This window comes from Pseudolysinimonas sp. (genome assembly GCF_049651805.1).
Lineage (GTDB): Bacteria > Actinomycetota > Actinomycetes > Actinomycetales > Microbacteriaceae > Pseudolysinimonas_A.
Genome location: NZ_JBASCU010000042.1, coordinates 1 through 24,221, shown reverse-complemented (window position 1 = coordinate 24,221; position 24,221 = coordinate 1). Strand labels below are relative to the sequence as shown.

The window sequence follows — 24,221 nt, the reverse complement described above, 5'->3', positions numbered from 1 at the left end:
CTCCTGGATCAGGCCGCGCCGAAGCGGGGGGTGTGGACGGCGCCGAGCGTGATGTGCACGGCTTGCGAGTCGGTGTAGAAGTCGATCGAACGGTAACCACCCTCGTGGCCGAGGCCCGAGGCCTTGACGCCGCCGAACGGGGTGCGCAGGTCGCGCACGTTGTGCGAGTTGAGCCAGACCATGCCGGCCTCGACGCTCTGCGCGAACGAGTGCGCGCGCTTGAGGTCGTTGGTCCAGATGTAGGCCGCGAGTCCGTAGCGCACGCCGTTGGCGAGCTCGAGCGCCTCCTCGTCGGAGTCGAACGGGGTGATCGCGACGACCGGTCCGAAGATCTCCTCCTGGAAGATCCGCGCATCGGGGGCGACGTCGACGAAGACGGTCGGCGCGACGTAGTTGCCGGTCGGCAGTCCCTCGGGCCGGCCGCCACCGGCGACCAGTCGACCCTCCGACTTGCCGATCTCGACGTAGCTCATGACCTTCTCGAAGTGCTCGGGATGCACGAGCGCCCCGACCTCGGTCGCGGGGTCGTGCGGGTCGCCGACGACGATGTTCGCCGCCCGCGCCGCGTAGCGCTCGACGAACTCGTCGTAGATGGGGCGTTCGACGAGGATGCGGCTGCCGGCCGTGCAGCGCTCGCCGTTCAGCGAGAACACCCCGAACAGCGTGGAGTCGATCGCGGCATCGAGGTCGGCGTCGGCGAAGACCACGGCGGGACTCTTGCCGCCGAGCTCCATCGACAGCCCCTTGAGCATGGGTGCCGCGTTGCCGAAGATGATCTGCCCGGTGCGGCTTTCGCCGGTGAACGAGATGAGCGGCACGCCGGGATGCTTCACCAGCGCGTCGCCCGCCTCTTCGCCGAGCCCGTTGACGAGGTTGAAGACGCCCTGCGGCAGCGCGGCCTCCTCGAAGATCGCCGCCCAGAGGCTCGCCGAGAGCGGCGTGAACTCGGCCGGCTTGAGCACGACGGTGCAGCCGGATGCCAGGGCGGGCGCGAGCTTCCAGCTCTCGAGCATGAAGGGCGTGTTCCACGGGGTGATGAGCCCGGCGACGCCGATCGGCTTGCGATTGACGTAGTTGACCTGAGCTCCCGGCACCTTGTAGGTGTCGTCGGCCTGGGCCACGATCAGGTCGGCGAAGAACCGGAAGTTCTCGGCCGCCCGCTGCGCCTGCCCCAGCGCCTGGGTGATCGGTAGTCCCGTGTCGAAAGTCTCGAACTCCGCCAGGTGCGCGTCCTGGGCCTCCACGGCATCCGCCACCTTGTTGAGGATGCGCGCGCGGTCACGCGGCTTCATCCGCGGCCACGGGCCTTCTTTGAAAGCACGGGTCGCGGCGGCGACCGCGAGGTCGATGTCGGCCTTCTGGCCGGCGGCTGCTTTCACATAGGTCTGGTTCGACACCGGGTCGAGAACGTCGAAGGTGCCGCCATCGACGCTGTCGACGAACGCTCCGTCGATGTAGTGCTGGATGCTCGTGGGCAGTCCCGCGGGAACGTGGTGGGTGGTCATGCGCGGGCTCCGATCGAGAAGTCGCCGGTGGGCGTCAGGTACTGCTCACCCTCGGCGAGGAGGGCGCGGATCTTCGCCAGCCCGGCGTCCGTCGGTGTGATCAGCGGCGGTCGCACGAAGCCCGAGCGGATGAGGCCCTGGTGCTCGAGCACCCACTTGCCGGGCGCGGGGTTGGTCTCGACGAACAGCAGGTCGACGAGGGGGTGGAGCCCGTAGTGGATCTCGCGAGCGCCCTCGAGGTCACCGGCCTCCCACAACTCGAACATGCGGGCGTGCGCTGCCGGTGCGATGTTCGCGGTGGCGCTGAGGAATCCGGCTCCGCCGAGCGCGAGCAGCGGGAGGCACAACAGCTCGATGCCGGACCAGACGATGAGGTCGCGACCACAGAGCTGGATGACGCGCGAGAAGTGCTCGAAGTCTTTCGTGGTCTCTTTGATACCGACGAAGTTGGGAACGTCGCGGTAGAGCCGCGCGACCGTCTCGGGAGCGATGTCGACGGCGGTCCGCGAGGGCACGTTGTAGGCGATGATCGGCAGGTCGGGGAACTCGGCGGCGACCGTGCGGTACCAGACGTAGAGCGCCTCCTGCGTCGGGCGCGAGTAGTACGGCGTGATGATCAGCGACGCGTCGATACCCAGCTCGACCGCAGCGGCCGTCAGCTCGATGGTCTCGTGCAACTGCGCCGTGCCGGTGCCGACGACGACCGGCACGCGGTCGGCGACCGTCTCGGCGACCGTCGTGATGGCGGCGATCCGCTCTTCGACGCTCTGCGCACCGGGCTCGCCGGTCGACCCGCCGATCGAGACGCCGTGCGTACCGCTGGCGAGCTGCCACTCGACGAGGTTGGCGAGGCTGAGGTGATCGACGGCTCCGTCGTCGGTGAACGGGGTCATGAGCGGCACGATCGAGCCGCGCAGCTGGGAGGGGTCGGTGCGGTAGCGCATGGGGTCCTTTCAGTGGCGGTGGGCGGCCTGGTAGGCCACCACCGCGTCGAGGGTTCGGGCGCGATGGGCTCGAGCGGCGAGCTCGATGTCGAGGGCGGGTGCGCCGGCCTCGATGAGGTCGAGGATCTCGTCGTGCTCGCGCACCGACTCCGCGGCACGGCCGGGCACGAAACTGAAGGAGCTGTCACGCAGCACCCGCAGGCGTGCCCAGCCCCGGTGCACGAGGTCGAGCAGGTGCGGGTTGGGGCAGGACTCGAACAGCACCGAGTGGAACTCGAGGTTGAGGTCGGTGAAGTGGTGCGGCTGGAAGTCGGCGAGCGTCGCCTTCATCCGGTCGTTGATCGCGCGCGCCCCGGCGATCTCGTCGGGCCCGACCTTGCGGGCCGAGAGCGCGGTCGCCGCACCCTCGACGATGCTCAGAACCTGCATCGTGCTGACGTACTCGTCTTCATCCAGCAGCGCCACCTGGGCCCCGACGTTGCGCTCGAACGTGACGAGCCCCTCCGACTCGAGTAGCCGGATCGCCTCGCGCACCGGCACGACACTGACGCCGAGCTCTTTCGCGATCGTGCCGAGCACGAGGCGGTAGCCCGACACATAGGTGCCGTCGGCGATCTTGGCCTTGATCCAGGCGTAGGCCTGCTGCGACTTGCTCGGCGCTGAGGTGGTGACGGTGTCGGTCATTCGGTCCACTCCTCGTAGCGGGCCCGCCACTCGGCGTTCATCGGGTAGAGCCCCTTCACCGAGGCGCCACCGGCGACCTGCTCGGCGATGAAACGCTCCTCGCGCTCCTGCTCGATCGCGTCGGCGACGACCTCGCGCACGAGGTGCGGGGGGATCACGAGCACGCCGTCGTCGTCGCCGACGATGACATCCCCGGGTTGGACGGTCGCGCCACCACACGCGACCGTCCCGTCCGTCTCCCAGGGAACGTGACGCCGGCCGAGCACCGCGGGGTGTGGGCCGGCCGAGAAGCTCGGAATGCCGAGCTCGGCGACCGTGGTGAAGTCACGGATGCCGCCGTCCGTCACGATGCCAACCGCACCGAGCATCTGCGCGCGCAGGGCGAGGATGTCGCCGACGGTCCCCGTGGTGGTCACGCCGCGCGCCTCGATGACGAGGATGTCGCCCGCACCGAGCGTGTCGAACGCGCGCTTCTGAGCGTTGAACCCGCCGCCGTGGTCGGCGAACAGGTCGGGTCGGAACGGCACGAACCGCAGGGTGCGAGCCCGACCGACGAGCCGGGCCCCCGGCTGGTTGGAGTGCACCCCGTCGATCGACACGTCGTCGTAGCCGCGCTTGCGCAACTGCGAGCTGAGGGTCGCGGTGCTCACGCTTGCGAGCTGGGCACGCAACTCGTCGTCGAGGTCGAACTCGGCCGGCAGACCCGCCGCCGCCCGGCTCCCCCACGCCTCGGCGCGTTGCAGGTCGTCGATCCTGGGCCGCGCTCCGTACTCGGCGAGCGGCTGCGACCCGTCGGTGATCGGCGTGACGAGGCGTCCCGTGCTCGGAGCGCCGGGTGCCTGGGGAGCGTCGACCTCGACCTCGACGACGTCGCCGGGGCCGACGACGCTCGAGCCCGCCGGCGTGCCGGTGAGAATCACGTCACCCGCCTCGAGGGTGATGAGCTGGGAGAGGTCGGCGACGAGCCGTCCGAACGGGAACACCAGTTCGGTGGAGGTGTCGTCTTGAACCAGCTTCCCGTTGACCCAGGTGCGGATGCGGAGGTCGGCCGGGTCGAGACCTTCGGCGGGGATCACGGCCGGCCCGAGCGGCGTGAAACCATCGCCGCCCTTCGAGCGAAGATTGGACCCCTTGTCGGCCCAGCGGAGGTCGTAGACCCCGAAGTCGTTTGCTGCGGTGACGCCCGCGACGGCAGCCCACCCCTCGTCGGGCGTCACCCGACGCGCCGTGCGACCGATGACGAGGGCGATCTCGCCCTCGAACGCGAGCAACTCCGTGCCCGCGGGACGCTCCAACGCGTCGCCCGACGCGGCGACCGAGGTCGAGGGCTTGAGAAAGTAGGAAGGCTGCTCGGGCGTGCTCCCGCGCTGCGCGATGCGCGACGGGTAGTTGAGGTGCAGCGCGATGACCTTGCCCGGCCGGGTGAGAGCGTTCGCGACTTCGGTCTTGCCAGTCATGGACATCCTCGTCGTAGAATCGGTATCCGAAATCATATACGATCTGTCTTCGAGAGCAAGCGCAACGTAGCGAGGAGCACCGGATGCAGTTCCACCACAACGGATACGTCTCGGGCGACCCCCGCATCCAGCCCGCCGCCGGTACCGGCATCGACCGCCCCGCCGAGCTGCCCGACGACGTCGACGTGCTCATCGTCGGAGCCGGGCCGGCTGGCATGGTCGCGGCGGCGCAACTCGCGCAGTTTCCCGGCATCACCACCCGCATCATCGACCGCCGCGACGGCCGGCTCGAGATCGGGCAGGCCGACGGCATCCAGGCCCGCAGCGTCGAGACCTTCCAGGCGTTCGGGTTCGCCGACCGCATCACCGCGGAGGCCTACCGCATCACCGAGATGGCGTTCTGGAAGCCCGACCCCGAGAACCCCTCGCGCATTCTCCGCGCCGCCCGGGCGATCGACGACGAGCACGGCGTCAGCGAGTTCCCCCACCTGCTCGTGAACCAGGCGCGCGTGCTCGACTACTTCGCCGAATGGATGCGCAACTCGCCGACCCGCATGACTCCCGACTACGGGTGGGACTTCACCGGCCTCGAGGTCACCGACGACCCCGACTACCCGGTGCACGTCACGGTCACCCGTTCGTCGGATGTCAGCCGGCGCGAGCCGCGGACGATCCGCGCCAAGTACGTGGTCGGCGGCGACGGTGCTCGCAGCCGCGTGCGGGAGGCGATCGGCTGCACGCTCGACGGCGACCAGGCGAACCACGCCTGGGGCGTGATGGATGTCCTCGCCGTGACCGACTTCCCCGACATCCGCATGAAGTGCGCCATCCAATCGGCGGCCGGCAGCATCCTGCTCATCCCCCGCGAGGGCGGTCACCTGTTCCGCATGTACGTCGACCTGGGCGAGGTCGAGGAGGGGCGCGAGAAGAAGGTGCGCGCCACGACGATCGAGCAGGTGATCGCGAAGGCGAACGAGATCCTGCATCCGTACGTGCTCGACGTGAAGGATGTCGCCTGGAACAGCGTCTACGAAGTGGGGCACCGGCTGACCTCGCGGTTCGACGACGTGCTGCCGGAGGCCGTCGGTATCCAGACCCCGCGCGTGTTCATCGCGGGCGACGCCTGCCACACCCACAGCGCGAAGGCCGGCCAGGGCATGAACGTCTCGATGCAGGACGGCTGGAACATCGGCTGGAAGCTCGGCCACGTGCTCGAGGGCCGCAGCCCGGAGGCACTGCTGTCGACGTACTCGGCCGAGCGCCAGGTGATCGCGCAGAACCTCATCGATTTCGACAAGGAGTGGTCGACCCTCATGGCGACCAAGCCCGAGGATCTACCCGACCCGAAGTACCTCGAAGAGTTCTACGTGCGCACCGCCGAGTTCCCGGCGGGGTTCATGACCGAGTACGCGCCGTCGATGCTGGTCGGCGAGAACATCCATCAGGAGCTGGCGAGCGGCTACCCGGTCGGCAAGCGGTTCCGCTCCGCCGTCGTGCGGCGGGTCTGCGACGGCAACGACGTGCAGCTCGGACATCTGGCCACTGCGGACGGGCGGTGGCGCATCTACGTGTTCGCCGCCGACGCACCCGACTCCCGGGCCCGCCTCGCGACGTTCGCCGACTGGCTGGAGAGCTCGCCCGACTCGCCCCTTGCGGCGACCCCGGCGGATGCCGACCCCGACGCCTGGTTCGACGTCAAGGTGATCTACCCGAAGCTGCACACCGACGTCGACATCACGACGGTTCCGCCCGTCTTCCGGCCGCGGGTGGGAAAGCACCGGTTGTTCGACGACGAGAAGGTGTTCGCGATCGAACCGACCGACGACATCTTCACCCAGCGCGGCATCGACCGCGGCGGAGTCGTCGTCGTCGTGCGGCCCGACCACTACGTCTCGCACGTGCTGCCGCTGTCGGCGACCGACGAACTGGCCGCGTTCTTTCGTCCGCTGCTTCGGACGGCTCAGGTGAAGGCGTCATAACTCGCGACCACCGACGACTCCGTCAGCCACTCACTGGCGCGCCCGTCATCGACGGCGGATGCTCGGTGCCTGCTGAGAGCGCTCCGGGGCTGTGTGTTGCCCCCGACGCCGATCGGCCTGGCGTCGCCGATCGGTCGGACCGCCTCGCCACGTGTTCGCGGATGGCTCGTGATTTGGTGACCAGCAGTACCGGTGGCCCTGGCCGGTCGGGTGGTGGGTGGAGCCAGTAGCGTCCATCTTGTCGGCGGATCTGCCAGTTCTCGTTGTGCAGTTTCAGGTGATGGTGCTTGCAGAGCAGCACGCCGCGGGCGAGGTCGGTGCGGCCGTGGTCTCGGGCGTAGTGGTCGATGTGATGTGCCTCACACCAGGAGGGTGGTCGTTCGCAACCGGACCAGAGACAGCCCCCGTCACGAATCGCGAGGGCCACACGCTGATGGCGGGAGTAGAGCCGCTGTTCCCGGCCCAGGTCGAGCACATCCCCGAGGGAGTCGAGGAGCGCGGTCTGGGTGCCCTGGTTGCAGGCGAGGGCTTGCACGGTCCCGATCGAGAGCACTTCACCGGAGCCTTCGATCACGCCATGCCCGGTGCCGGCGGCCAGGTCCGCAGCGGGGACGAGCACCCGCACCGCCGGGGCACCTTTGCCCAGCAGCACATCGGTCGGCAGACTCCCCGCCTGCCGGAGCAGTTCGGTGAACGCATCCGACGCGATCTGCTCGGTGGTGCGGTCATCTTTCTCGAGCGCTTCGGCCCGGGCTTTCTGCTCCGAATCCACGAACCGAGGTCCACCACGTCGTGGTGAGGTGGCCCGGTCGTAGATCTCGTCCACGACGCCGGCGGTGAGCGGGTCGTAATCCCAGATCAGCCGCTTCATCCCATCCCGCAGCTCGAGTCGGCGCAGCGATCGCCGCCCCCGCAGACGCGCCTCCCGGGACGCGATGCCGGCCTCATCGAGTTCATCCCGTACTTCGCGGGCACGTTTGTGCAGCCGATCCGGGTCGAGCGTCGCGGCCTCAGCGCACAACAACTCGGTGGCTTGATCCACCAGTTCCGGCGGCGCATCGGCCCCCTCAAGCCCGGCACGAATCGCTTCCGCCGCCGGCACCGACACCACCCCCGCCGTGACGGCATCCCCGAGCACCGAACCCTCGGCCTGCGCGAGCCGGCCCACCCTGAGAGCGACCACGGCATCCCGACCGGTCGACCCGGTCTGCGTCTTCACGAGTTCCTCCGGGGTGCGGGCCCCTTCCCGCCGCGCCAAACCGGCACCACCGAGCGACGGGTCAGACCGCCGAGCCATCTCCCCCGCCGCGAGCGCAAGATGCGCATCCGCGAGTTTCCGCGCCTCACCGGCGAGCCGCATCCACTCCAGCACCGACGCATCCGACGCCGAACGACACGCCGACACCGACCGCGGCACATCCCGCAACACCGCAACAGCGGTCGCCAGAGCAGCAGTCGAAGTCATGAACCAATCCTTTCGAGATCCATCCTCCCCAAGAGAACAAACTTTCGAAAGTACAAGAACTCCCGCGAAATCACCCTGTGAAGGACTCGACGACTTCGTCCGCGACTATGCCGCCACGGGTTCGAGCACGACGACCGGCGTGAGTGTCGACCGCAGGGCCGAGTAGTCGTCGAGACTCGCCCCGGGCTCATAGGCGTTGAAGCCGTCCCACAGGCGCTGACGCTCGCCGCCGTGCACTTCGCGCGCGATGACCTCGCGGCTGCCGTCGACGAGATCGACGACCGCCTGCGGGTTGGAGCGCAGGTTGTAGAACCATCCGGGGTGCGCTTCCGCCCAGCCGTTCATCGCGATCGTCACGAAAGCGTCACCCTCGAGGTAGTACCCGAGGATGACGGCCCGCTCGACGCCGCTGCGCCGTCCGACGGTGCGCAGCCGCAGCATCCCATAGTGGCCGGGTCGCGGGCGGGTGAGGCCGCGCTTGCCGCCGCTGACCCGGTAGATCGCCCGGTGGATCACCCACGCGGCGCGCACCACCCAACGCGGAGGGATGCGGGCTGCGGGATTGGCGGGCGAAGTGGGCATGACCCGAGTGTCAACTAATCCAGACACCGTGTCCAGCTTTCTTTACACGTCCTCTTGCCGGACTCTCCGGTGCGGTAGCGCTAAGCCGTAGGCGGCTTCGTCGTGCGCGGCTTGCGCGGCGGGGTGTTGAGCCCCTCCCCGAGGGCTTCACCCGTCACCCGGGCGTTGATCACCTGGGCGATGTCGATGCCGGTGACGTCTTTCACGATCTGCAGCGACGTCGCCAGCTGACCGGCAACGCCCTGTCCGACCGCGGAGGCCCCGGTGCCGTCCGACGAGATGACCGTCATGTTCGAGATCGCCGAGAGCGGTTCGGATGCCGCCCGCACGATGTCGGGAAGCTGCGCGATGATCTGCTGCTTGAGCAGCTCGCCGCTGCGCTCCGCGAGGGCCTCTGCCTGCAGCCGCTGGGACTCGGCTTCGGCCGAACCCTTGACGCGGATCGCCTCGGCTTCGGCCTCACCCTCCGCCTTGAGGGCCTCGGCGGCGGCGATACGGCGGTTGCGCTCGGCGAGACCTTCGGACTCGAGCGCCTCGGCCGCCGAGCGGCGGGAATCACGGTCGGCGTTGGCGGATGCGACCGAGGCCGCGGCGGAGGCCTGCGCCTGCTTCTCGAGCGCGTACGCCTCGGCGTCCGCTTGGGCGCGGATCTCGGCATCCAGCTCTTGCTTCCGCAGCCCGACCCGCTTGCCGGCGGTGATCTCCTGCTGCGAGACGACCTCCTGCTGCGCGATCGCCTCGGCGAGCGGGGCCGACGCGGCGGCTTCGGCGCGGGCCTTGTCGGTCTCTTTCTGGATGTCGGCGGTGCGCAGGTCGAGTTCGCGCTGCGCTTCGGCGACGGCCTGGTCGGCGGCGATGCGCGCCTGCTCGGACGCCCGGCGGGCTTCGGCCTCGGCGATCTCGGCGACCTGCTTCACGCGGGCCGCCTCGGCGCGACCGAGGTCTTTGATGTAGCCGTTGTCGTCGTCGATCTCTTTGATCTGCAGCGTGTCGATCTGCAGACCCTGCACGTCGAGCGACTCGCCGACCGCTTCGAGCACCTGACCCTGCAGCGCCTGCCGGTTGGTGATGATCTCGGTGACCGTGAGCTGACCGACGATCGAGCGGATCGACCCCGACAGCACCTCCTCGGTGGACGACTCGATCTGGTCCTGCTGGTTGAGGAACCGCTGGGCTGCCGCCCGCACCATCGGCTCCGAGCCGCCCACCTTCACGACCGCGACCGCGTTGACGCGAATGGTGATGGCATCCCGGGTCTGGGCGACGGCCTGCACGTTGAGCTGCCGGCTGCGCAGGCTGAGCTTGAAGTACGCCTCGACGATCGGCTTGACGAAGACGCGCGAGCCGAAGACGACCTTCTGCCCGGCGTTCTCGTCGGTTTCGCCGCCACGACGACGCCGCGAGGTGACGATGATCGCCTCGTCGGGCTTGGCGATCTTGATGCCCCGCACGATGACGATGAGCAGGATCAGAAGGATGAACGCGGCGACCCCGATGAGGATGAACAGGGTCGGGTCGGGCAGGAACGGCAGCATGTCGACCAGTATGTCGGCAAACCGCGAGAAGCTCAGCTCCGTGTTTCGGGGGTGCCCGGCGCTACGCTCGGGGCAGGAGGTCGACATGGCAGGCAACATCCTCGGACGACTGAGCGGTGGACCGCTCGACGGCCAGATCATCCCGCTCCAGGCAGACGATGTCACGCAGGTCGAAGAAGAACTCGTCCTGCCGTGGGACACCGGCCACGTCGTCTACCGCAAGGCCGGCGCCGCCGAGAACACGGGCGAGCATGACGGCCCGACAACGGTGCCGTACCGGTTCGACACCCAGATGTAGCGAGCCCGTCGAGTCGACGGGTGAAACGTTTGGTGGACCCTAGGGGAATTGAACCCCTGACCTCCTCGATGCGTTCACCCCGGAGCTGGTCGTCCGCGCCTCGGAGTGACCCCGGCCCCGCGGTGAACCGTCGTGGTGCCGCGGATCGTCAGTCCTCGGAAGGTCGGCGCGCGAGTTCGCGCTCGACCTCCTCGCGGGTCGGCAGGTCGGCGCCTGCTCTGCTCACCGTGATCGCAGCGGCGGCCGCCGCGCGTCGCCCCACGGTCGTGAGGGCCTCTGCGTCGGGCCCGACTCCCGAGTCGGCCACGGTCGCCACCATGGCCGCCATGAACGTGTCGCCCGCGCCGACGCTGTCTTCGAGCCGCTCGACGGGGTGAGCGACGCGCACTCGTGCGGTGTCCGATGCGATCAGCGCGCCCTCGCCGCCGAGGGTCACTGCGACGACGCGTGAGCCCGTCGCGAGGAAGTGATCGAGGATGTCGTCGAGACCCGCGTCCGGATACAGCCACTCGGCGTCTTCCCGACTCAGCTTGACCAGGTCGCTCGCTGACGCGATCTCCTCAGTGGTGCGGATCGCCGCGTCCCGGTCCCCGATGAGCGAGGGCCTGATGTTCGGGTCGAAGGTCAGCCGAACGCGGCCGCCCCACGCGCGAAGCGCGTCGAAGACGCTCGTGGCGCCCGGTTCGACGAAGCATCCGATCGAGCCGACGTGAACGACGTGGGCGTCTCCGAGCTCGAGAGGCTCCCCGATACGCCACTCGATGTCGAACTCGTAACGCGCGTCGCCCTCCCGCGAGATGCGGGCCACGGCGCTCGAGGTCCGGTCGAGCACGAACGACTCGGGCTCGACCTCGACTCCGGAGGCGGCCAGGTGATCGTGGATCCGCCTCCCGCGCTCGTCTCGAGCGATCGCGGTCCGCAGGCGCACCGCCACGCCCAGCCGACCGAGCCCGAGCGCGACGTTGGCGGGAGAGCCCCCCACGTGCTCTTCCGGCACGCGGCCTTCACGTTCGACGACATCAATCAGGGCTTCGCCGATGACGAGCACCCGATCAGCCACGACGCACTCCCGCCTCAGTGGCGCCCCGCGGCGCATAGGACGCACGGAGGACGGTCTGCTGTGGCCTCGCGAGCGGGTCCGCGAGCCGGCGGATGATCGCCTCGCCCGCGAGCCGACCCATCTCGCCGATCGGCTCCTCCAGCCAGTGGGCGTCGTCCAGGGGGTAGGCGCCGTAGCCCGGATCGCGGTAGCCGAGGATCTCGACGTTCCGGTGCGAGAGCGTACCGGCGTGGAAGGCGGCGAGCAGTTGGCTCGTCAGCACGTTGTTGCTCGCCACGATCGCCGTGCACCCCGCATCCATCAGGCTCTCGGCGCACGGCTGCACCGGGTCGCTCATCGATTCGAGGTAGCGGACGAGCGTCGGGTCGAGAGGCACCGAGTGCTTCGTCAACGCCGACCGGTAGGCCCGGACTCGTTCGGCCGTCGTACTGAGGTGGCGCACGCTCGCCATGAAGCCGATCCGGGTGTGGCCGTGGGCGATCAGTGCGGACACCCCTTCAGTGATGGCATCGGTGTTGTCGGTCGTGACGATGTCGACCGGGGCATGGGCGAGAGCGCGGTCGATGAGCACGACGGGGAAGTTGCGCGGCAGGACGGCTGCGATGTCCTCGTAGTCGTCGACGGCAGACGCGATGACGAACCCGTCTACCACGCCCGAGCTGAGCATGCGCAGGCTGTCGAGCTCCCGCGCCGCGTTCTCCCGCGTATTCGAGACGATGAGCCGGAAGCCGCGGCCTTGCAGTACGTCCTCGACCTCCTCGATGAGTGTTGCGAAGTAGCCGTTGGCGATGTCGGGGACGATGAACCCGACGGTGTCGCGCGAGCCGGTCTTGAACTTGCGGGCCAGGATGTTGGGCGAGTACTGCAAGGTCTCGATGGCCGACTGCACCCTGCTGCGCGTCGCGTCGGACACGAATCTGGTGCCGTTGATGACGTGCGACACCGTGGCGACCGACACCCCGGCGAGCCGCGCGACTTCCTTGATGCTCGCAGACACTTCAGCCTCTCATCGCCAGAATCACGTCATGCCGACCGCTGATCGCGGCATCCAGCCGGTCGGCCGGGTACCCATCGACCAGGAGAGTGCAGTGGGTGCCGGAGCCCTGGATCTCGACGTCAAGCGTTGCCGCACGATACCGCAGACCCTCCAGCCGCGCGCCCTCGAACTCCCGAGCGACCGCCGGGACGAAGGTCATCCCGCGTTCGTCATACCGGATGCCGAAGACTCCCGACAGCACCTTCGAGACGAACCCGGCGGCATGCCACAGCTGTCCCGGCCAGCGCCACGACGTGCCGTCCCGGGCGTCCGTGACCTCGTAGAAGGTCTTGTTGAGCACGACCGTCCTGACCTGCTGCGCGATGAGCCGATGGACGAGCGCGGCGTCCCCCACCCCGGCGGCGGCACGCGCGAGCCCGGCCTCCCAGCAGTACCAGACCGAGTGACAGAAGTGGTTGTCGTCGTCGCGGTGCGGGAAGAGCACCACCCCGTAGTCGGACATCGCGACCGACTGCATGGCCTCGAGGGTTGAGCGGACCTGGTGGTCGCCCACCCCGAGGAACCAGAGCGCGGCTTCCGCGCCCGAGGTCTCCCAGACCCCCGAGGCATGACCGGAGCTGCCCGCCGGTCCCGACGTGAAGTATCCGAGTTCCGGGTTCCAGTAGGAGGCGAGGATCGCGGCGCGCATCACCGCCGCGCGCTCGGCCCACGCTGCGGCGCGGTCATCCGCCACCTTCGGCAGCGCCGCCATCCGAGCCAGCGCGTCGTAGCTCGCCATCGCGTAGACCTCGGTACCGAGCGCGAATCCCCCAGCCTCCGGCTCGTCGAAAAGGTCGTTCGAAGTGGACTGCGGGGCCGCGACCAGTCCGCGACGCGTGTCGAATCGCTCATCGAGGGCGGACGCGAGGTCCGCGAGAGCCGGCCACGTCGCTTCCACGAGGCTTGCGTCCCCGGTCGCGAGGTAGTGGTCCCAGACGGCGACTGCTGGGAGTGCGTCGCCGTCCGTTCCGTTGTCGAACCCTCCGCTCACGACGTAGTGCAGCGAGGCGCGCGCTACGTCGGGATCGATCAGATTGCCGGCGCGGAGCGCGATGTGCGCGGTGTCCCGGCGCCATGACCCGAACCCCTGTCCGGACCCCTGGAAATACCCCGCCGACCAGAGTCCGACCTCTCCGGGCAGCGCGAACTCCTCGCTCGCGTTGCGCTGGAAGGTCTCGAGGCCGAGCTCGAACGCGGCGTCGACCGCGCGGAACGAGGTCGTCAGTCGCGGAAAGCGGCCGGGCTCCACGGCCGAGCGCCAGAGCTCCGACCGGTCGGCGACTCGGGTCATGTCCCCGTACGGGGTGTCGCGCCACTCGAACTCCTCGACCACGCGGATCGGTGAGACGATGGTGCGCGAATCCGGGACGAGGGCCGGCACGTCCGCGTCGTCGCGCACCTGAGCGTCCGCGATGGTGTAGGTGGGCGTCGCGAAGAACGTGCGCCCCGCGTCGGGAGCGACGGACGCGGCAGCGCGGTAGAGCCCCGACTCGGCGTCCCGGAGTCCCCACACCCGCGCGTCGAGGATCCGGGTGTCCCCGCCGGGCTCGAGTCGCCCCGCCGCCGCGGGCCGCGCGCGGAGCCGGAAGCCCGTGATGTTCTCGGTGACGGGCGCCGCCCCCTGCTCTTCCGCCGCGGAAGCGACGAGGTGCGCCCGGTGGGCGTCGTCGACGGTCAGGACGGCGGTGTCCCCGCGCGTCTCGAGCGCGAGCTCGATCGGACCCGAACCCGGCAGCTTCCACTCGCTAGCACCGATCGAGACAGAACGTCCGGACAGGGCGACCCGGAACCCCGCGACGTCGAGCAGGAGCGTGCCGCGCTCGCCGGTGTCGGCGACGACGCGGACCTCGTAGCCCGTCGCCGAGACATCGGCGCGGGTGCCGTCCGGCGGAGCGAGCTCGATCTCCGGCCAGAGTCCCGGCACCACTCGGAAGCGGAGCGGCAGCTCGAGAGCGCCGACTTCGGACGGCATCGCACGCCGCTCCCAGACACGCGCTCCGCTCACTTGATGCCCGTCGTCGTGATGCCGTCGCGCAGGTAACGCTGCAGGAAGAAGAAGAGCACGAACACCGGGATCACCGAGATGGCGGCGGACGCGATCACGACGTTCCAGGACGTGTTGTAGCCCGAGATCTGGTTGGCGAGATAGACCTGCACGGTCTCGAACGCCTTGTCCTGGTTGACCACGAGCGGCCACAAGTAGTTGTTCCAGGTGCCGAGGAAGAACGCCACGGTGAGCGGCACGATCACGGGGCGCGACAACGGGAGCACGACGCGGACGAAGGTGCCGAAGCGGCCGGCGCCGTCGAGCTCCGCGGCCTCGATCAGCTCTTGCGGGAAGTCGAGATAGAACTGTCTGAACAGGAAGATGCCGTAGGCGTTGAACAGCAGCGGCAGGATAAGCCCGAGCATGCTGTTGGTGAGGTCGAGCTGGCGCACGACCATGTAGAGCGGGACGAGGATCGTCGTCAGCGGGATCATCAGGCTGCCGAGGATCACGATGAACGTCGCGCGCTTGAAAGGGAAGTCGAACCGGGCGAGGGCGTAGCCCGCCATCGCGTGGATGAACATCGCCACGACGGTCACAACCGTCGAGACGATGAGCGAGTTGAGCAGGGCGTGCAACAGCTCCGGAGTGAACGCCTGCGCGATGCTGTCGAACGTGAACCCGGTCGGGTCGAAAGTGATGTCGAAGACCGCGGCTTTCGTCTTGAAGCTGCTGAGGAACAGGATCGCGATCGGGACGATCATCGCGATCGCCCCGAAGGCGAGGATGACCCCAATGATCCAGGCGCGAAGTCGCATCGGTCAGTCCTCCAGGTTGCTGCGCCGGGAGAGCCGGAGCTGGACTAGGGAGATGACGAGCAGGATCAGGAACATCACGACGGACAGTGCGGAGCCGTAGCCCATCTCGAGTCGCTCGAACGAGCGCTGGTAGATGTAGAGGACGCCCACCTGGGTCGCGTCGGCGGGGCCGCCCTTCGTCATGACGAGGATGATGTCGAGGACCTGGAATGCAGCGATCGTCGAAGTCACGAGCACGAAGATCGACGTCGGGCGGACCAGCGGGAGGGTGATGCGCCAGAAGGTCTGCCACCCGCCGGCGCCGTCGAGCCGGGCAGCCTCGAGGATGCTCGCCGGGATCTCCTTGATGGCCGAGAAGAACAGCAGTGACGTGTATCCGAGGTTGATCCACAGCACCACCACGACGATCGACACCATGGCTTGCGGCGGCGAGCCGATGTACTGCTGGTCGGGGATGCCGAACGTGTTGAGGAAGGCGTTCAGGTACCCGGTCTTCTCGGTGTACAGGAACATCCAGAGTGTCGAGGCGATCACCGACGTCACCGCGAACGGAAGCAGGTATGCCGAGCGCAGGACCTGCGACGCACGACCCGCAATCTTGGTGAACGCCACAGCGAGCGCGAGCGAGAGCGCGAACAGTGCGGGGACGTAGATGGCTGCGAACTGCAGGGTCCGCGCGAGCGACATCCACCAGTCGGCATCCGCCATCAACCGCTGGTAGTTGGAGATGCCTGCGAACGTCATCGGGCCGATGAGGTTCCAGTCGAAGAAGCTGACGTAGACGGCGAAGGCGATCGGCAGCAGCACGAAGACGATCAGGCCGATCAGGTCCGGGCCGATGAAGAAGGCTGCTGCGATGGACTCGCGCTTGCGGCGGGTGAGTGTCCGACGGCGGGTCACGGCGACTCCTTCCTGACTCGTCGGTTCGATTCTCATGGCTCTGCCGGCCGGGTGCGCGAGGGACCCGACCGGCAGAGTCGGCGGGCTATCCGGCTTCGATCGCGGCTTGCGCCTTCTTGGCCGCGTCGGCGCCCGACATTCCACCGAACATCACATCCTGCAGCGCGGTACGGAGCGCCTCGGTGACGACGGCGGGGTAGCTCGGCTCGGGCCTCGCCGTGTCGTAAAAGGCTGTGAAGGTCGCGCGCAGGCCCTCGTCGAAGACGTCCTGATTGGCGTCGATGACCGACTGTCGCGCCGGGTAGGCGAACTTCGCCTCCGTCACCCAGCCGCTCGCGACGCTGATGTCGTCGCTGCCGAAGCCGGAGAAGATGAAGTCGGCCGCCTCCTCGATGTGCTCCGACGCGGCGTTGACTGCGAGCTTCTGGCCGCCCGCGACGGTGAAGGGCTCGCCACCCGCGGGTGCGGGCAGCGGCGCAGCAGCGATCGCGGCATCCTGGTAGTCCGTTTCGGTCGCCTTGATGGCGTACGAGCCCGACTCCTGCATGGCGGCGACGCCGGTCGCGATGTTGCCTACGTCCCATGGACCGATCTGCAGCGACGAGGGGCTGTAGCCGTTCGCGGTGAACGAGCCCCAGAAGTTCAGCGCGTCGGCGAACTCCGGCGTATCGACCGTGTAGTTCCCGTCGCCGTCGGTCACGTCGGCACCTGCCATCCACATGAACGGATAGAAATTGAACAGCGTGTACCCGCTGTCCTCCACCGGCAGCACGAGGCCGTAGCGGTCGGCGGTGGTCAGCGCCTGAGCGGCGGACTTCAGCTCGTCCCAGGTCGACGGCGGCTCGATGCCCTCCGCCGCAAGCAGCTCCTCGTCGTAGAAGAGGCCGAGGGTCTCGAGCTCCGTCGGGAGCGCGAGGATCTTGCCGTCGTAGCTCGCCGAGTCGAGCACGGCGGGCAGGATGTCGGCCCTCAGCTCGTCCGTGTAGTACGGGGTGAGGTCGGCGAGCGCGCCGGACTCGGCGTACTTCGTGAAGGTCGACGGCTCGACGTACAGGATGTCGGGAGCCGATCCGTTCGCGAGCGCCGTCGGGATGAGCGTCGTCGTGTAGTCCGACTGACTCACTACGGTGTGGTTGATCTGGACATCGTCGCGCGACGCGTTGTAGTCCTGCACCCACGAGGCGACGAAGTCGGCCTCGGAGCCCTGGTAGAAGCTCCAGAACTCGAGCGTGACGACGTCGCCGTCACCGCCCGACGTCGAGCATCCGGCCGTGAAGACGACCGCGCTGCCGGCCGCGACGGCGGCGAGCGCGGTGGCGAGTCTACTGCTGATGTTTCTCACTGTGATCTCCGTTGATGGTTGGTGATGCCGTGTTGGGATGCCGAATCAGTTGCTGGTGAACCCGTCGTAGCTCGACCTCGCCTTGCGGGCCTGCTCGACGTTCCCGCGCTCGGCGTGCGGGGTCCTCTCGGCGTTCTTCCGCAGGAGATCGGTCTTCTGCTCCTGCTGGACGCGCCAACGTTCCTGATAGGAGTCCGAAGCCGCACGCATGTCGGCATCGAGCTCGGGCATCGGCGCTACCGGCCGATCCCAGGTCTTCTTCGGAGCCGGCCGCTTGTCGGCCTGCGGCACCGAAAGATCAGCCCCGGGCGCCGCCTCGTACCAGTAGGCGGTCGACGCCCAGCTGTCGGCGAGGTGGTTGCCGTGCCCGTGTTCCATGGTCACCTTGATGCCGGTGTTGAAGAGCAGAGGATCAGCGATGTGGAAGCGGTAGGAGACCTGGTAGCCCCCGGTGTCGCCTTCGTGAAGGATCGTGCCGCTGTAGGGCGAGGCGTTCCGCTGCATCCCCCACGCGTGGTTGAAGTAGTCTTCGCTCCCCGTCCCGAGGATGGCGGGCTCGTCGAAGTCGTCGATGTAGATCACGTCGTCGCCCTCGCCCCACCAGCTGCCCTGGAAGTGGGCCACGGAGAGGTTGCACCCGACGAAGTGACCGCGGCCGCGGATGTCGGCGATCACGTAGTTGCCGGAGTCGTCGTTGCGGACCGAGTTGACCTCGGGCGTGTTGACAGCGATGTCGTCGCCCCAGCCGTCGTTGGGGTTCGCGTACGCCCACGAGGCGTGGAAGTAGGCGATCTCATCGAGCCGCTCCGGGTACAGGTCGTAGTCGATGTGGAAGAACAGGCCGACGTGGAGGTCGTTCTCGTTGATCACCTCGACCTTCGCGGCCTCGTTGAACGGCATCGCGAAGTAGCAGTTCATCGAAGCCGTCCCACCGAAAGTGCCTTCTTCCTGAGGCCGTGAGGTGACCACGAAGGGCACGGAGTTGTAGGAGCCCGGCATCCCGTGACCGAGCCCGAAGAAGTCTCCGAGAGGCACCAGCACCGCCGGCTTGTCGGAGTCCTCCCAGGTAAACCGCAGCAGCACCTTGCGGTAGTAGTCGGGGTCGTTGATCTCCCAGTTGACCCCGATGGCGTTCTCCATCTCCGTCACCGGCGCGACGTCGGCATGGAGCTCGGGGACCTGAATGCTCGGACCGATAATGCGTCGGCAGAAGCTCGTCATCCAGATGTGGGTGATCGCGCCAGGACCCCGGAGGTCGGCGAGCACCGCGGTCGTCCCCGGGGCGATCAGCCAGTAGTCCTTGTTGCGACCGGACTGGTCCCAGCTGGACGCGCGCGCCGACCGGCCGGCGTGCAGTCGCGTGAGCGCGCTCAGAGTCGAACTTGGACCAGTGCTCGTCATGGAGTTCCTTCAGCTAAACGATTACGTAAACGATTAGCTGGAAGACTACAAATCCCCGAGCGGTCCTGTCAAGTCGACTCAGATCGACTAGCGGCCGATCGCGGGGGTCGCTCGGAAGGCGTTGACGGCGGTGTCGACGACCACTTGAGCCTCGGTCCCCGAGTCGAGGATGGTGTTCCGGACGGACTCGGGGTCGACCAATACCGTCGTGACTGCGAGGTCGTCGGCGGCCCCCGTCCCGAGCAGCGCCTCCACTTGCGCGGCGAACGCCGATCCGCTCGACGTGCCGCGGACGTCGAGCGCGGCGACATGGTTGGCGCAGACGTAGTTGTCGCTTCCGCCCGTTAGCCGAATGATGACGGGGGTCGCCCCCGGGGGGCGGATGCCGGCCGAGTCGACGACCTCGGAGAAGTGGTTGCCGATGACCGAGTTGTGGCGGCCGCTCACGCGCAGGAGCCCGTCGACATCCTCGCGTCCGTTGTCGACCCGCAGGAAGGGGATCCACGGCTCGTGGTCGCGGAGGACATGGTTCGAGCCGACGAGGTTCTCCGAGCTGTCCTCGAGCACGACCATCGCCGGGTAGAACGAGTGCAGCCGGTTGCCGGTGATGCTCGACCGCGAGACCCCCCGCAGATGGATGCTGCTCGCCCCGCGGGGAAAGACGTTGTTCGCGGCGATCAACAACCCGCCGTGGTTCTCGGCGTAGATTGAGTAGCCCCTGAACCCCGCACCGATCAGGTTGTCGGTGACCTTCGACGCCTGGCCCCACCCGCGCAGCTCGATGCAGTTCCCGCACTCGGCGAGGAAGTTGTCGTGGATGGAGAGGGCGTCGGCGTCGTAGACGGTGAGCGCATGCTCGAGGTAGACGAAGCCCATCGACGTGACGCGGAACGAGTCGTTGGGCCCCGCGACGAGGATTCCGGTCTTGCCGTTGACGTAGGTGTTCTCGGGATGCAGGTCGGAAGCGTCGGGGTCGAAGTGCAGCCCGTCGATGCAGAAGTTCGAGAACTCGACCGAGCTCAGGCGCGGACTGCCCTCCCGCTCGACGTAGAAGGCCGCGCCAGCGGACTCGTCGTCGTCCTCGCCCACCGGGATGTCGACGAGGATGCGACTGCCCCCCGGCCAGAGCTCGTGGAGACCGGTCCATTCGGACTCGGGGACGTTAAAGCGGATGCTCGACGACGTGAAGCCGTGCCCGGAGCCCTCGATCCGCAGGAAGCTGATGTCGATCCGCACTTGCGTGCGGAGACGGTAGTCGCCGGGCGGGAGATAGATGACCGCGCCGGGCTTGCCCCCGTCGTTCACATCGGTCGCCGTCTGCCGGCTCTTGATGTCGTCGATGATGCTGTTCAGCACCGCCCCGACGTCGTCGGCCGGATCGCCGATCGGCCACCTCGTGACGTCGTAGTAGTTGGCGCCCGCCGCGCTCACGACAGGACCCGGTCTTCCAGCTCGATCGCGAGCCGCCCGTCGACCCACTGGACGAAATGGGGATCGCTGATCTCCCCAACCCAGCCGCCGTGATCGTCGTCGTTGCGGAACGCGAGGAAGCGCCACTGACCTCCCCGATCCTGCACCAACCGACCGACGTACAGACGCTCGTCGGTGAGCCGATACGCGTCGGTGACCCGGAACGCGCCGGTCGTCGAGTCGATCGGGAACGCCCAGACGCCCCCGACCGGATCGGCCGAGGCGCGCTCCCCCGCCAGCTCGCTGCCGAGGCACGAGAACAGCCCGACGGGGATGCCCTCGACCGTCGCGAGCTGGAGGACCTCGAGGTGCCCGAAGCCGGCGCCCGGCTCGGAGACCGGGGGGTGCACCGTCCAGCGCTCCAGGTCCGGCGACGTGGCGTGTCCGATCACCCCGCGGTCCTCGGGCGCGCCGTGATTTGCGCGGGCCGTGATGAGCATGTGCCACCTGTCGGCGCCGCGGTACACCCAGGGGTCGCGCCACGCCTGGTCCGGCCATTGTCTCGTCGCCGCGGTCTCGTATCGGCGCGCATCCGGCTCGATCACCTGCCGTGCAGGCTCTCGGCGCCAGGTGAAGAGATCGTCGGAGACGACGGAGCTGATCCGCTGGACGATCCCTCCCTCGGCGCGGCTGACTCCGGTGTAGAACATCCGCCATCTGCCGTCGTCCTGCCGCACGACCGATCCTGTCCAGGTCGCGAGGTCGTCGAAGGCAGGCGAGTCGTCGGGGAGCACGGCATCGATCTGCTCGGTCCAGGTGGTGAGGTCCGTCGAGGTCGCGTGACCGATCGTGGCGCGCCAGTGCCGCCGGTCGGGGTCGACGAGAGCCCGGGGGGCCTTGAGGAAGAAGAGATGGAAGCGGTCGCCGTCGTCGGCGATCCAGAAGTCCCACACCCACGATGCGGCAAGTCGAAGCATTCTGGGGGGACCTCTCAGTGTTCTTGGGGCGGGGCGACGGAGCCTCGGACGGTCAGCGGGCAGTCGAGACGGGTGGGGAGGTCGGCCAGCAGCTGGTACTCCGCTTCTCCGCGGAGCAACTGCACGAGTGTGTCGATGGCCCAGGCGCCCATCTCGTAGTGGGGCAGCGCGACCGTCGTGAGGCCGGGGAAGAGGTTCGCGGCGATGAGCTCCTGGTTGTCGAAGCCGACGATCGAGAGGTCGCGCGGAATGTCGAGGCCGAGCTCCGCCGCGGCCCGGTAGGCGCCCATCGCCATTCGGTCGTTGTAGCAGAAGAGCGCGGTCGGCCGGTCAGGCCGCGCCAGCACCTCCCGCGCCAGGGCGTAGCCGGGCAGGGTCTCCGACGGCGCCTGCACGATGAGGCTCTCGTCGAGCGGGAGGCCGTGCTCGGCGTGGACCTGCCGGAAGCCGACGAGGCGCTCGTGAGTCGCCGGCACGTCGTCGTCGTTGTTGAGGAAGCCGATGCGCCGGTGGCCGGCCTCGACCAGGTGGGTGACCGCGGCGACCGCTCCCCCGACTTCGTCGGGCACCACGGCCGGCACGAGGCCCGCCCGATCCGTCGAGTCGATCAGCACCGCCGGCAGGCCTCGGAGGTTGGGCGGCAGCGAGACCTGACGGTGATACATCGTCGCGTAGAGTACGGCCTCGACCTGCCGGTCGATCAGGGTCTGCACGTCGTCGCGGTGCGAGTCGCCGGACTCGCGGTCGGCGTTCACGATCACGAGCGTGAGGTCGTGCTCGCGCGCCGCGTTCTGGGCGCCCAGGATGATCCTTCCGGCGTGCGGCGTGGTCGCGATCTCCTCGCTCAGCAGGCCGATGAGTCCCGATCTGTTGGTGCGCAGCGCCCGCGCGGCCCGATTCGGTCCGTAGCCGAGCGTCTTCGCCGCGGCGCGGACGCGCGCGCGGGTCTCCCCGGCGACGCGCATCTGCGGCGTGTCGTTCAGCACATGCGACACCGTGGTGATGGAGACCCCCGCCAGTTTGGCGACGTCGCGGATCCCCACGCCTTTCACTGCCACGGCGGACGCACTCCCTTCTTCGGGTCGTGATCGTTCATCCTTTCACCGCGCCGAGCGTGAGACCCGCCACGATGTGGCGCTGCAGGGCGAAGGTGAGGAGCACGACGGGGACCGAGTACAGCGCCGCGAGCGCCGTCATCGATCCCCAGTCGACGCCGAACTGCGTCTGGAAGTTCGCGATGACGATCGGAGTGGTCTGGGCGCGGACCGCGGTCAGGAGGAGCGAGAAGAGGAACTCGTTCCACGACGCGAGGAACGCGAAGATCGCCGTCACGGCGAGCCCGCCCGACACCACCGGCAGCACGACCCGCCACAGAGCCCCGAGCCGCGATGCGCCGTCGACACGCGCCGCCTCCTCGAGCTCGTCCGGGACAGCCTCGAAGAAGCTCGCCATCAGCCAGATCGAGAGCGGAAGCGAGATCGTCGTGTGCGCGATGGCCAGACCGACAGACGTGTCGTTGATGCCGAGCGTCCGCATCGTCTCGACGAGAGGCGCGCCGACGGCGATGGTCGGCACCATCCGCGTCACGAGGGAGGCGATCACGAAGACGCGGCCCGACGGGGTGCGGTATCGCGTGATGGCGTAGGCGGCCGGGACCGCGAGCACGAGCGACATCGCGGTGCTGAGCACGGCCGTCACGACGCTGTTGAGGAGCGCCGGCACAACGCCCTCCTTCGCGAGCGCCGTGACGTAGTTCTCCAGCGTCCACGCCCGCGGCAGGACGGCCGGGGGAACCGCGATCGCATCGCTCGGCGTCTTGAATGAGGTCAGCAGGAGGTAGAGGAACGGGAAGCCGTACAGCACGATGACGGCGAGCAGCAGGATCCAGAGGATCACCTTCGGCGCCAGCCGGCGCGTTTCGAGCCCGTTCATCGTTCGGCCCCTGGTCGCCAGATCGCGAAGATCGCCGCGGTGGCGACCAGCAGCATCCCGAGCAGGTAGACGGTGCCCATGGCGCTGGCGAGGCCGGGGTCGCCGTACCGGGTCATCGTGCGGTAGATCAGCAGGCTGAGCGTCGTGGTGCTCTCCTGGGGGCCGCCGTTGGTCTGGATCAGGATGATGTCGAACGCCCGCGCCGCGTCGATCCCGCGCACGACCAGGGCCACGGCGATGACGGGGCGCAGCAGCGGGATGAGCACGCGGAACAGCAGGGTGGGATACCCCGCGCCGTCGAGGCGTGCCGCCTCGAGCACGTCGCCGGGAATATTCTGAAGCCCGGCAAAGAGCACGAGCGTGATGAACGAGGTGGTGAGCCAGATGTCGGGCAACGCGACCGAGAAGAGCGCGATACGGGGATCGCTCAGCCATCCGACGTTGATGCCGAGAAGCTCGTTGAGAATGCCGAAGTTGTCGATCAGGAGAAAGCGCCAAAGGAGCCCGGCCACGACGGGGGCCACCATGAGCGGGTACATGAAGATCGTGCGGAAGATCGCCGAGCGCTGACCGAGGGCTGCAAACAGCAGCGCGACCATCAGACCGATGCTGAACTCGAGCGCCACCACGATCAGGGTGTAGGCGATCGTCCGGATCGATGCGCCCTGGAAGGCCGTGGACGCGAACGCGGTCGCGAAGTTGTCGAAGCCGACGAACTCCCGCGCGCCGCCCGCGATCGGTGAAATCTCGAAGAAGGCGTTGCTGACGAAGCGCACGATCGGCCAGAGCACGAACGCGATCAGGAACAGCGCGGCCGGCGCCATGAGCAACAGGGCGAACCGGCGATCGGTGAGTCGCACGGGTGGATCCTCAGGTCGTAGGTGGAGCGGTGGCCGGCCGGAGCCGGCC

21 protein-coding genes are annotated in these 24,221 nt (G+C 68.3%); 2 read left to right on the top strand and 19 right to left on the bottom strand.

Features of this window, described 5'->3' with window-relative positions; translation table 11 throughout:
• Window positions 1-8: 8 nt before the first annotated feature.
• Genes hpaE through WBL06_RS10705 form a run of 4 tightly spaced genes read right to left on the bottom strand, consistent with a single transcriptional unit; the run spans window position 9 to window position 4,590 of the window.
• The gene (gene hpaE / locus WBL06_RS10720; RefSeq protein WP_424455991.1) at window positions 9-1,505 is read right to left on the bottom strand and encodes a 5-carboxymethyl-2-hydroxymuconate semialdehyde dehydrogenase; all 1,497 of its coding nucleotides are present in this window, start codon (window positions 1,503-1,505) and stop codon (window positions 9-11) included.
• The gene (gene dapA, locus WBL06_RS10715) at window positions 1,502-2,449 is read right to left on the bottom strand and encodes a 4-hydroxy-tetrahydrodipicolinate synthase (protein WP_424455990.1); all 948 of its coding nucleotides are present in this window, start codon (window positions 2,447-2,449) and stop codon (window positions 1,502-1,504) included. The genes hpaE and dapA overlap by 4 nt, the downstream gene beginning before the upstream one ends.
• 9 nt (window positions 2,450-2,458) lie before the next feature.
• Complete coding sequence (locus tag WBL06_RS10710) at window positions 2,459-3,133, bottom strand: GntR family transcriptional regulator (RefSeq protein WP_424455989.1); 675 nt, start codon at window positions 3,131-3,133, stop codon at window positions 2,459-2,461.
• Window positions 3,130-4,590 (bottom strand): fumarylacetoacetate hydrolase family protein, encoded by a 1,461-nt coding sequence (locus WBL06_RS10705; protein ID WP_424455988.1) that lies wholly within the window; start codon window positions 4,588-4,590, stop codon window positions 3,130-3,132. Before WBL06_RS10705 ends, WBL06_RS10710 begins: the two co-directional genes overlap by 4 nt.
• Window positions 4,591-4,673: 83 nt before the next feature.
• Between WBL06_RS10705 and WBL06_RS10700 the strand changes: the two genes are divergently transcribed.
• Window positions 4,674-6,569, top strand: coding sequence for an FAD-binding monooxygenase (locus tag WBL06_RS10700; protein ID WP_424455987.1), 1,896 nt, complete (start codon window positions 4,674-4,676; stop codon window positions 6,567-6,569).
• A 22-nt stretch (window positions 6,570-6,591) separates the two neighbouring features.
• On the opposite strand, the gene WBL06_RS10695 is transcribed toward WBL06_RS10700, so the two are convergent.
• From WBL06_RS10695 to WBL06_RS10685, 3 genes are all read right to left on the bottom strand, one after another.
• Complete coding sequence (locus WBL06_RS10695; RefSeq protein ID WP_424455986.1) at window positions 6,592-8,034, bottom strand: DUF222 domain-containing protein; 1,443 nt, start codon at window positions 8,032-8,034, stop codon at window positions 6,592-6,594.
• A gap of 105 nt (window positions 8,035-8,139) precedes the next feature.
• On the bottom strand, window positions 8,140-8,616 hold the full coding sequence (locus tag WBL06_RS10690) for a nitroreductase/quinone reductase family protein (RefSeq protein ID WP_424455985.1): 477 nt from the start codon (window positions 8,614-8,616) through the stop codon (window positions 8,140-8,142).
• An 80-nt stretch (window positions 8,617-8,696) separates the two neighbouring features.
• Window positions 8,697-10,151 carry a flotillin family protein gene (locus WBL06_RS10685; protein WP_424455984.1) on the bottom strand — a complete coding sequence of 485 codons (1,455 nt, stop codon included), beginning with the start codon at window positions 10,149-10,151 and terminating at the stop codon, window positions 8,697-8,699.
• Window positions 10,152-10,236: 85 nt separating this feature from the next.
• On the opposite strand from WBL06_RS10685, the gene WBL06_RS10680 reads away from it, so the two are divergent.
• Window positions 10,237-10,449, top strand: coding sequence for a response regulator (locus tag WBL06_RS10680; RefSeq protein ID WP_424455983.1), 213 nt, complete (start codon window positions 10,237-10,239; stop codon window positions 10,447-10,449).
• A gap of 148 nt (window positions 10,450-10,597) precedes the next feature.
• Here WBL06_RS10680 and WBL06_RS10675 read toward each other — a convergent pair whose 3' ends face one another.
• From WBL06_RS10675 to WBL06_RS10620, 12 genes are all read right to left on the bottom strand, one after another.
• Entirely contained in the window at window positions 10,598-11,509 is a 912-nt protein-coding gene (locus WBL06_RS10675; protein ID WP_424455982.1) for a PfkB family carbohydrate kinase, read from the bottom strand.
• Window positions 11,502-12,506, bottom strand: a complete 1,005-nt coding sequence (locus tag WBL06_RS10670; RefSeq protein ID WP_424455981.1) for a LacI family DNA-binding transcriptional regulator — start codon at window positions 12,504-12,506, stop codon at window positions 11,502-11,504. Before WBL06_RS10670 ends, WBL06_RS10675 begins: the two co-directional genes overlap by 8 nt.
• A gap of 1 nt (window position 12,507) precedes the next feature.
• Window positions 12,508-14,517 (bottom strand): hypothetical protein, encoded by a 2,010-nt coding sequence (locus WBL06_RS10665; RefSeq protein WP_424455980.1) that lies wholly within the window; start codon window positions 14,515-14,517, stop codon window positions 12,508-12,510.
• 29 nt (window positions 14,518-14,546) lie between these two features.
• Entirely contained in the window at window positions 14,547-15,350 is an 804-nt protein-coding gene (locus tag WBL06_RS10660; RefSeq protein ID WP_424455979.1) for a carbohydrate ABC transporter permease, read from the bottom strand.
• A gap of 3 nt (window positions 15,351-15,353) precedes the next feature.
• Window positions 15,354-16,250, bottom strand: coding sequence for a carbohydrate ABC transporter permease (locus WBL06_RS10655; protein ID WP_424455978.1), 897 nt, complete (start codon window positions 16,248-16,250; stop codon window positions 15,354-15,356).
• Between the two features lie 85 nt (window positions 16,251-16,335).
• On the bottom strand, window positions 16,336-17,592 hold the full coding sequence (locus WBL06_RS10650; RefSeq protein WP_424455977.1) for an ABC transporter substrate-binding protein: 1,257 nt from the start codon (window positions 17,590-17,592) through the stop codon (window positions 16,336-16,338).
• Between the two features lie 45 nt (window positions 17,593-17,637).
• Complete coding sequence (locus WBL06_RS10645; protein WP_424455976.1) at window positions 17,638-18,993, bottom strand: glycoside hydrolase family 172 protein; 1,356 nt, start codon at window positions 18,991-18,993, stop codon at window positions 17,638-17,640.
• An 87-nt stretch (window positions 18,994-19,080) separates the two neighbouring features.
• Window positions 19,081-20,424, bottom strand: coding sequence for a NosD domain-containing protein (locus WBL06_RS10640; protein WP_424455975.1), 1,344 nt, complete (start codon window positions 20,422-20,424; stop codon window positions 19,081-19,083).
• Window positions 20,421-21,380, bottom strand: coding sequence for a glycosyl hydrolase family 32 (locus tag WBL06_RS10635; RefSeq protein ID WP_424455974.1), 960 nt, complete (start codon window positions 21,378-21,380; stop codon window positions 20,421-20,423). The genes WBL06_RS10640 and WBL06_RS10635 overlap by 4 nt, the downstream gene beginning before the upstream one ends.
• A 14-nt stretch (window positions 21,381-21,394) precedes the next feature.
• Window positions 21,395-22,438 carry a LacI family DNA-binding transcriptional regulator gene (locus WBL06_RS10630; protein ID WP_424455973.1) on the bottom strand — a complete coding sequence of 348 codons (1,044 nt, stop codon included), beginning with the start codon at window positions 22,436-22,438 and terminating at the stop codon, window positions 21,395-21,397.
• Window positions 22,439-22,472: 34 nt separating this feature from the next.
• Entirely contained in the window at window positions 22,473-23,312 is an 840-nt protein-coding gene (locus WBL06_RS10625) for a carbohydrate ABC transporter permease (protein WP_424455972.1), read from the bottom strand.
• Complete coding sequence (locus WBL06_RS10620; RefSeq protein WP_424455971.1) at window positions 23,309-24,172, bottom strand: carbohydrate ABC transporter permease; 864 nt, start codon at window positions 24,170-24,172, stop codon at window positions 23,309-23,311. The genes WBL06_RS10625 and WBL06_RS10620 overlap by 4 nt, the downstream gene beginning before the upstream one ends.
• Between the last annotated feature and the right edge of the window lie 49 nt (window positions 24,173-24,221).

Coding starts and splice junctions, on each gene's coding strand:
- WBL06_RS10685 (WP_424455984.1), bottom strand. CDS start 10,151: ATGCTGCCGTTCCTGCCCGACCCGACCCTGTTCATCCTCATCGGGGTC.
- WBL06_RS10695 (WP_424455986.1), bottom strand. CDS start 8,034: ATGACTTCGACTGCTGCTCTGGCGACCGCTGTTGCGGTGTTGCGGGAT.
- hpaE (WP_424455991.1), bottom strand. CDS start 1,505: ATGACCACCCACCACGTTCCCGCGGGACTGCCCACGAGCATCCAGCAC.
- WBL06_RS10710 (WP_424455989.1), bottom strand. CDS start 3,133: ATGACCGACACCGTCACCACCTCAGCGCCGAGCAAGTCGCAGCAGGCC.
- WBL06_RS10700 (WP_424455987.1), top strand. CDS start 4,674: ATGCAGTTCCACCACAACGGATACGTCTCGGGCGACCCCCGCATCCAG.
- WBL06_RS10690 (WP_424455985.1), bottom strand. CDS start 8,616: ATGCCCACTTCGCCCGCCAATCCCGCAGCCCGCATCCCTCCGCGTTGG.
- WBL06_RS10705 (WP_424455988.1), bottom strand. CDS start 4,590: ATGACTGGCAAGACCGAAGTCGCGAACGCTCTCACCCGGCCGGGCAAG.
- dapA (WP_424455990.1), bottom strand. CDS start 2,449: ATGCGCTACCGCACCGACCCCTCCCAGCTGCGCGGCTCGATCGTGCCG.
- WBL06_RS10645 (WP_424455976.1), bottom strand. CDS start 18,993: ATGACGAGCACTGGTCCAAGTTCGACTCTGAGCGCGCTCACGCGACTG.
- WBL06_RS10660 (WP_424455979.1), bottom strand. CDS start 15,350: ATGCGACTTCGCGCCTGGATCATTGGGGTCATCCTCGCCTTCGGGGCG.
- WBL06_RS10635 (WP_424455974.1), bottom strand. CDS start 21,380: ATGCTTCGACTTGCCGCATCGTGGGTGTGGGACTTCTGGATCGCCGAC.
- WBL06_RS10665 (WP_424455980.1), bottom strand. CDS start 14,517: ATGCCGTCCGAAGTCGGCGCTCTCGAGCTGCCGCTCCGCTTCCGAGTG.
- WBL06_RS10625 (WP_424455972.1), bottom strand. CDS start 23,312: ATGAACGGGCTCGAAACGCGCCGGCTGGCGCCGAAGGTGATCCTCTGG.
- WBL06_RS10680 (WP_424455983.1), top strand. CDS start 10,237: ATGGCAGGCAACATCCTCGGACGACTGAGCGGTGGACCGCTCGACGGC.